Below are 5860 nucleotides of genomic sequence, written 5' to 3' on the forward strand. Positions count from 1 at the left end.
CTGGAGCCGCGCGTCGTCGTCTCGGCCCGCCGCCGCGATGCGCCGGCCGGTCACCCGCAGGCCGTCGCCCAGGAAGGTCTCCGCGACGGCGTTGACATGGCGCACGTCGCCGGCGGCGTTCAGCATCACGACGCCCCAGGCGAGATGCGCCACCGCCGCGGCGAGGTCGTCGGACATCCGACGCGCCTCCACCAGAGCGGAGGTGACGGCGATGGCGCGCCCGAGATGGGGGGCGATGCGCGCCAGAGCGGCCACGTCCTCGTCCTGGAACAGATCGCGCGTCAGGCTGCGCTGCACACCGATGGACAACAGCCGCCCCTCGCCCAGAGGGGCGATCGCCGCCATGGTCTGGCGGATTCCGTGGCGACGCAGGAAGTCCTGGTAGAAGGGATCGCGGGCGATCTCCTCCTCGGTCATCACCACGCGGTCGGTGCCGACGATGCCGGGCCTGAGGCCGCGCTGCACCACGCGCAGGCTGGCGGTGTCGTGGCGCCACCAGCCCTGCTGGTAGTCGGCATTGGCCTCGGCGAGGCTGTCCGATGCCAGAGCGGCCCTCGGCCCGTCGGCCCCGAGGGGGATCATGGTGGTGCCGAGCGCGCCGAGCGCCAGCGAGAGGTCGCCGAGCGCCTGCTGCCAGCGCTCGGGCTCGAGTGCGGCGGCATAGACGCTGTCGACGACGGAAAGCAGGTCGCGAGCGGCCATCCCCCCTCCGCGCGGCACGTCGGATGGCTCACTTAAAGTGAGGGCCTCGTGCGATGCAACGGGAATTGCGCTGCCCGGCGGATCGGTAGGCGATCAGGCGCCGACCGCCTCCGCGCTCGGCGACTCGGTCTGGCGCACCCGGTCCATCACCGCCTTCTGCACCTTCTCGAAGGCGCGCACCTCGATCTGGCGCACGCGCTCGCGCGAGACGCCGAACTCGCTGGCGAGGTCCTCCAGCGTCATGGGGTCCTCGCTGAGCCGCCGCGCCTCGAAGATGCGCCGCTCGCGGTCGTTGAGCACGGAGAGCGCGCCGGCCAGAGCGGAGCGGCGGTTGTCCAGCTCCTCGCTCTCGGCGAGCTGCTCCTCCTGGTCGAGGCGCTCGTCCACCAGCCAGTCCTGCCACTCGCCGCCCTCCGAATCCTCCCGGATGGGGGCGTTGAGCGAGGCGTCGCCGGACAGGCGGCGGTTCATGTCCACCACGTCCTGCTCGGTGACGCCGAGCTTGGTGGCGATCTGCTTCACCTGGTCGGGGCGCAGGTCGCCCTCCTCCAGGGCGGAGATCTGGCTCTTGGCCTTGCGCAGGTTGAAGAACAGCTTCTTCTGCGCCGCCGTGGTGCCCATCTTCACGAGGCTCCACGAGCGCAGGATGTATTCCTGGATCGAGGCGCGGATCCACCACATGGCATAGGTGGCGAGGCGGAAGCCCTTGTCCGGCTCGAAGCGCTTCACCGCCTGCATGAGGCCCACATTGCCCTCGGAGATCACCTCAGAGATCGGCAGGCCGTAGCCGCGATAGCCCATGGCGATCTTCGCGACGAGGCGCAGATGGCTGGTCACCAGCTTGTGAGCGGCTTCGCGGTCGCCGTGCTCGCGCCAGCTTTTCGCGAGCATATATTCCTCTTGCGGCTCCAGCATGGGGAACCGGCGGATCTCCTCGAGATACCGCGTGAGCCCGCCCTCCGCGGAGGGGATGGGAACGTTCTTGACCTGGGCCATGAGCGGCCTCCTTGCGCTGCGGTCCCCGTCCGGGCGGCCGCTTTCGCGGCTGCATGGGCCCGCCGCGTCGTTCAATCATATAGATACGTTCGGGGCGCGAATAGGTTTCCGCGCTCACGTCGCCGAGAGTGCGGCGCGCAGCCCTGCGAGATCGTCCGGAAGGGCGCTGTCGAAGGCGAGCGTCTTGCCGGTCACCGGATGGGCGAAGCCGAGCCGTTCGGCGTGCAGCGCCTGCCGGCCGAGCCGCGAGAGCGTTTCGCGCGCCGCTTCAGGCAGCCGCGCCGCCTTGGTGCGGAAGCCCTGGCCGTAGACCTCGTCGCCCAGCAGCGGATGGCCGAGATGGGCCATGTGCACGCGGATCTGGTGGGTGCGCCCGGTCTCCAGGCGGCAGCGCACCAGGCTGGCGAGGGGAGCGCCGTCGGTGCCCCGGTAGCTCTCCACCAAGTCCCAATGGGTGATGGCCTGGCGCCCACCCTGGCGCACCGCCATCTTCTGCCGGTGCGCGGGGTGGCGGTCGATGGGCGCGTCGACGCTGCCGCGCGCCTCCGGCACGCCCCAGACGAAGGCGAGATAGGCCCGCTCCAGCGGCCCGGTGCGGCCATGGTCGGCGAACTGGGCGGCGAGGCCCTTGTGCGCGGCATCCGACTTCGCCACCACCAGCAGGCCGGACGTGTCCTTGTCGATGCGGTGGACGATGCCGGGCCGCTTCACGCCGCCGATGCCGGACAGGCTGTCGCCGCAATGGTGCAGCAGCGCGTTCACCAGCGTGCCGCCCGCATGGCCGGGGGCGGGATGCACCACGAGGCCCGCCGGCTTGTCGATGACGATCAGGTGGGCGTCCTCGAAGGCGATGGCGAGCGGCAGGTCCTGCGGCACCGGCGCGGCCGGTTCGGGCGCCGGCACGGTGACGGCGAAGACGTCGCCGGCATTGACCCTCTGGGCCGCGTCCCCTACCACTCGCCCCGCGAGCGCCACATGCCCTTCGGTGATGAGGCGCTTGATGCGGGTGCGGCTCAGATCGGCGAGGTGCCGCGCCAGCACGCGGTCGAGCCGCTCGCCCGCATCCTCGGGCGCGGCGACGACGGGGCGCTCGGCCGCGGCGGCGGGATCAAGCCCCTCGGAAAGCTCGTCGTCCAGATCGTCGTCCATGACTTGTATCGGCACCATCAGACCCCAGGCCCGCTCATGTTCCACCGACCGCCCCCGATCGACACGCCGGACGAGGCGCTGACCCCCGAGCAGGAGCGCGTCATCGCCAAGTTCCGGCGCTTCTCCACCATCTCCATGCTGATCATGGTGCTGGGGGTTGCGAGCGTCATGGGCGTGATCGCCTACCGCATGATGCGCGCCAAGCCGCTCGCCGAGGGCGCCCAGACGGTGCTGCTGCCCAAGGGGGCGAAGATCGTCTCCACCGCCGTCGCGCGCGTGGTGGTCGTGACGCTGGATATAGGCGGTTCGGTGGAGATTCGCACGTTCGACGCGCGCACGCTCGCACCCGCCGGCACGCTGCGCTTCGCCGAGCAGCCCTGAGGGACACGCCGGCGCCGCTCGAAACCGCTTCCGGCTGGGCCGACGGCGCGCGCTCCATCCCGTCCGCGCCCCCTTGCGCGCCGCCATTGTGAAACGCCGCCGCGCCGCGGCATCGCGCCCCCTCAGGCGCTAGCTTGGTTTGGCCGGACCACGAAAAACGCCCGCCGGGCGGCGGGCGTTTTTCCGGTTCTGCGGCCCCTGTCGCCCGGAGGCGCGGGCCTCAGGCCTGGGGCTGGGGCTCGATGGAGCCGCCAGCGCCGCCGGGGCGGGGGCGGTTCTTGCCCGCGGTGGGGATCGCCGAACCACGCGGGTTCGGCGGGTCGATCACGCTCTCGCGGTTCGGCGTCTTGCCGTTCATGAGGTCGACGATCTCGTCGCCCGAGAGGGTCTCGTACTCCAGCAGGCCCTTGGCCAGGGTCTCGAGGTCCTGGGACCGCTCGGTGAGGATGCGCTTGGCCTCCTGGTAGCCCTCGTCCACCAGCCGCCGGACCTCCTTGTCGATGGTCTGGGCCGTGGCCTCCGAGATGTTCTGGTGGCGCTGCATGGACATGCCCAGGAACACCTCGTCCTGGTTCTCGCCATAGGCCACCTGGCCGAGCAGGTCGGAGAAGCCCCAGCGGGTCACCATCATCTTGGCGAGGCGGGTGGCCTGTTCGATGTCGGAGGCGGCGCCGGAGGTCACCTTGTCGTGGCCGAACACCAGCTCCTCCGCCACGCGCCCGCCCATCATGATGGCGAGGCGCGAGGTCATCTGCTCATAGCTCATGGAGAGCTTGTCGCGCTCCGGGAGCTGCATGACCATGCCCAAAGCGCGCGCGCGGGATGATGGTGGCCTTGTGCACCGGGTCGGTGGCCGGGACGTTGAGCGCGACGATGGCGTGGCCGCCCTCGTGATAGGCGGTGAGCATCTTCTCTTCCTCGGTCATCACGAGGGAGCGGCGCTCGGCGCCCATCATCACCTTGTCCTTGGCGTCCTCGAACTCCTGCATGGTGACCATGCGCTTGTTGCGCCGGGCCGCCATCAGCGCCGCCTCGTTGCAGAGGTTGGCGAGGTCGGCGCCCGAGAAGCCGGGGGTGCCGCGGGCGATGGTCTTCAGGTTCACGTCGGGCGCGACCGGGATCTTGCGGGCATGCACCTTCAGGATCTGCTCGCGGCCCACCACGTCCGGGTTCGGCACCACCACCTGGCGGTCGAAGCGGCCGGGGCGCAGCAGCGCCGGGTCGAGCACGTCCGGACGGTTGGTAGCGGCGATGAGGATGATGCCCTCGTTCGCCTCGAAGCCGTCCATCTCCACGAGCAACTGGTTGAGGGTCTGCTCGCGCTCGTCATTGCCGCCGCCGAGGCCGGCACCGCGGTGGCGGCCCACCGCGTCGATCTCGTCGATGAAGATGATGCACGGCGCGTTCTTCTTCGCCTGCTCGAACATGTCGCGCACCCGGCTCGCGCCGACGCCCACGAACATCTCCACGAAGTCCGAGCCGGAGATGGTGAAGAACGGCACGTTGGCCTCGCCGGCGATGGCGCGGGCGAGCAGCGTCTTGCCGGTGCCGGGCGGGCCCACCAGCAGCACGCCACGCGGGATGCGGCCGCCGAGGCGCTGGAACTTCTGCGGGTCGCGCAGGAATTCGACGATCTCGGTGAGGTCGCTCTTGGCCTCGTCGATGCCGGCCACGTCGTCGAAGGTCACGCGCCCGTGCGCCTCGGTCAGCAGCTTGGCCCGGCTCTTGCCGAAGCCCATGGCCTTGCCGCCGGCGCCCTGCATCTGGCGCGAGAGGAAGATCCACACGCCGATCAGCGCCAGGAAGGGCAGCCAGGAGACCAGCAGGCTCACGAACCACGGCACGTTGTCCGACGGCGGGCGCGCGGTGATCTGCACGCCCTTGCCGTAGAGCCGCTGGATCAGCGAGGGATCGTTCGGCGCATAGGTCTGGAACGAGCCGGGGCGGTCGGAATAGGTGCCGGTGATGTTCGGCCCTTCGATCACCACCTCGCGCACCTTGCCCGCGTCCACGTCTGCGAGCAGCTGGGAGAAGGAAATCTCGTTGGCGTTCGTCCGCTGCCCAGGGCTCTGGAACAGCGAGAACAGCGCGAGCAGCAGCAGGACGATGATCACCCAAAGGGCGAAATTACGTAAATTGGCGTTCATTGAACCCTCTTGGGGACGCCCGAAGGCATGGCACCCGCTGTCCTTCCCGTCCGGAACCTGCTCCGTCGAGGCAGGGATGGAGCGCCATTCCCGCTACGTCCGGCCCCTAATCTAGGTTGCGCCCCTTGTCTTGCCAAGGAGACGGCACCCCGCGCCGCCCAAAATCACCGCGAGGCCGGCCCCTTCCTGCGGTCCGGCGCGGACGATACGCACAATTCCCCGTGCCGGATCGCCACCAGGGCACCGGCGAGGGTGCGACGAAAGGGTGACGGCTCACCTTTCAACCGCGTGTAGACCTGCTCCGTCATCGCCTCCAGCTTGGCGAGCTCGGCGGGTCCCTCCCGGCCCGCAATGGCCGATGGCGCGCGCCAGCAGGCGCAGGCCGATTTCCGTCGGCAGGTTCTGGAAGCCGGCCAGATCGAACCGCACCGGCCCGCCGGCCTGCCACGGCGCCAGGCCGATGCGCGCCCCGGCCTGGTCGGTGG

The 5860-nt window shown here is 70.1% G+C and carries 4 protein-coding genes and 2 pseudogenes; 1 reads left to right on the forward strand and 5 read right to left on the reverse strand.

The features are described from left to right. From AC2W7M_RS18435 to AC2W7M_RS18445, 3 genes are all read right to left on the reverse strand, one after another. A partial coding sequence (locus tag AC2W7M_RS18435; RefSeq protein ID WP_486133903.1) for a hypothetical protein occupies window positions 1-702 on the reverse strand: 702 nt, incomplete at its 3' end. A 93-nt stretch (window positions 703-795) separates the two neighbouring features. Continuing rightward, window positions 796-1698 carry an RNA polymerase sigma factor RpoH gene (gene rpoH, locus AC2W7M_RS18440; protein WP_486133905.1) on the reverse strand — a complete coding sequence of 301 codons (903 nt, stop codon included), beginning with the start codon at window positions 1696-1698 and terminating at the stop codon, window positions 796-798. A 114-nt stretch (window positions 1699-1812) separates the two neighbouring features. Next, window positions 1813-2847 (reverse strand): RluA family pseudouridine synthase, encoded by a 1035-nt coding sequence (locus AC2W7M_RS18445; protein ID WP_486133907.1) that lies wholly within the window; start codon window positions 2845-2847, stop codon window positions 1813-1815. 36 nt (window positions 2848-2883) lie between these two features. On the opposite strand from AC2W7M_RS18445, the gene AC2W7M_RS18450 reads away from it, so the two are divergent. After that, window positions 2884-3228, forward strand: coding sequence for a DUF6476 family protein (locus tag AC2W7M_RS18450; RefSeq protein ID WP_486133909.1), 345 nt, complete (start codon window positions 2884-2886; stop codon window positions 3226-3228). A 220-nt stretch (window positions 3229-3448) separates the two neighbouring features. On the opposite strand, the pseudogene ftsH reads toward AC2W7M_RS18450, so the two are convergent. Next, window positions 3449-5306 (reverse strand): annotated as a pseudogene (gene ftsH, locus AC2W7M_RS18455) (ATP-dependent zinc metalloprotease FtsH). A gap of 342 nt (window positions 5307-5648) precedes the next feature. Then, window positions 5649-5860: pseudogene (locus AC2W7M_RS18460) on the reverse strand (hypothetical protein); the annotation flags it as partial.

It is taken from the genome of Xanthobacter sp. BG11Y11_SDJG, assembly GCF_057364445.1.

Excerpts from the sequence above, each read along its gene's own strand:
- AC2W7M_RS18445 (WP_486133907.1), bottom strand. The coding sequence starts at position 2,847 with ATGGACGACGATCTGGACGACGAGCTTTCCGAGGGGCTTGATCCCGCC.
- AC2W7M_RS18450 (WP_486133909.1), top strand. The coding sequence starts at position 2,884 with ATGTTCCACCGACCGCCCCCGATCGACACGCCGGACGAGGCGCTGACC.
- rpoH (WP_486133905.1), bottom strand. The coding sequence starts at position 1,698 with ATGGCCCAGGTCAAGAACGTTCCCATCCCCTCCGCGGAGGGCGGGCTC.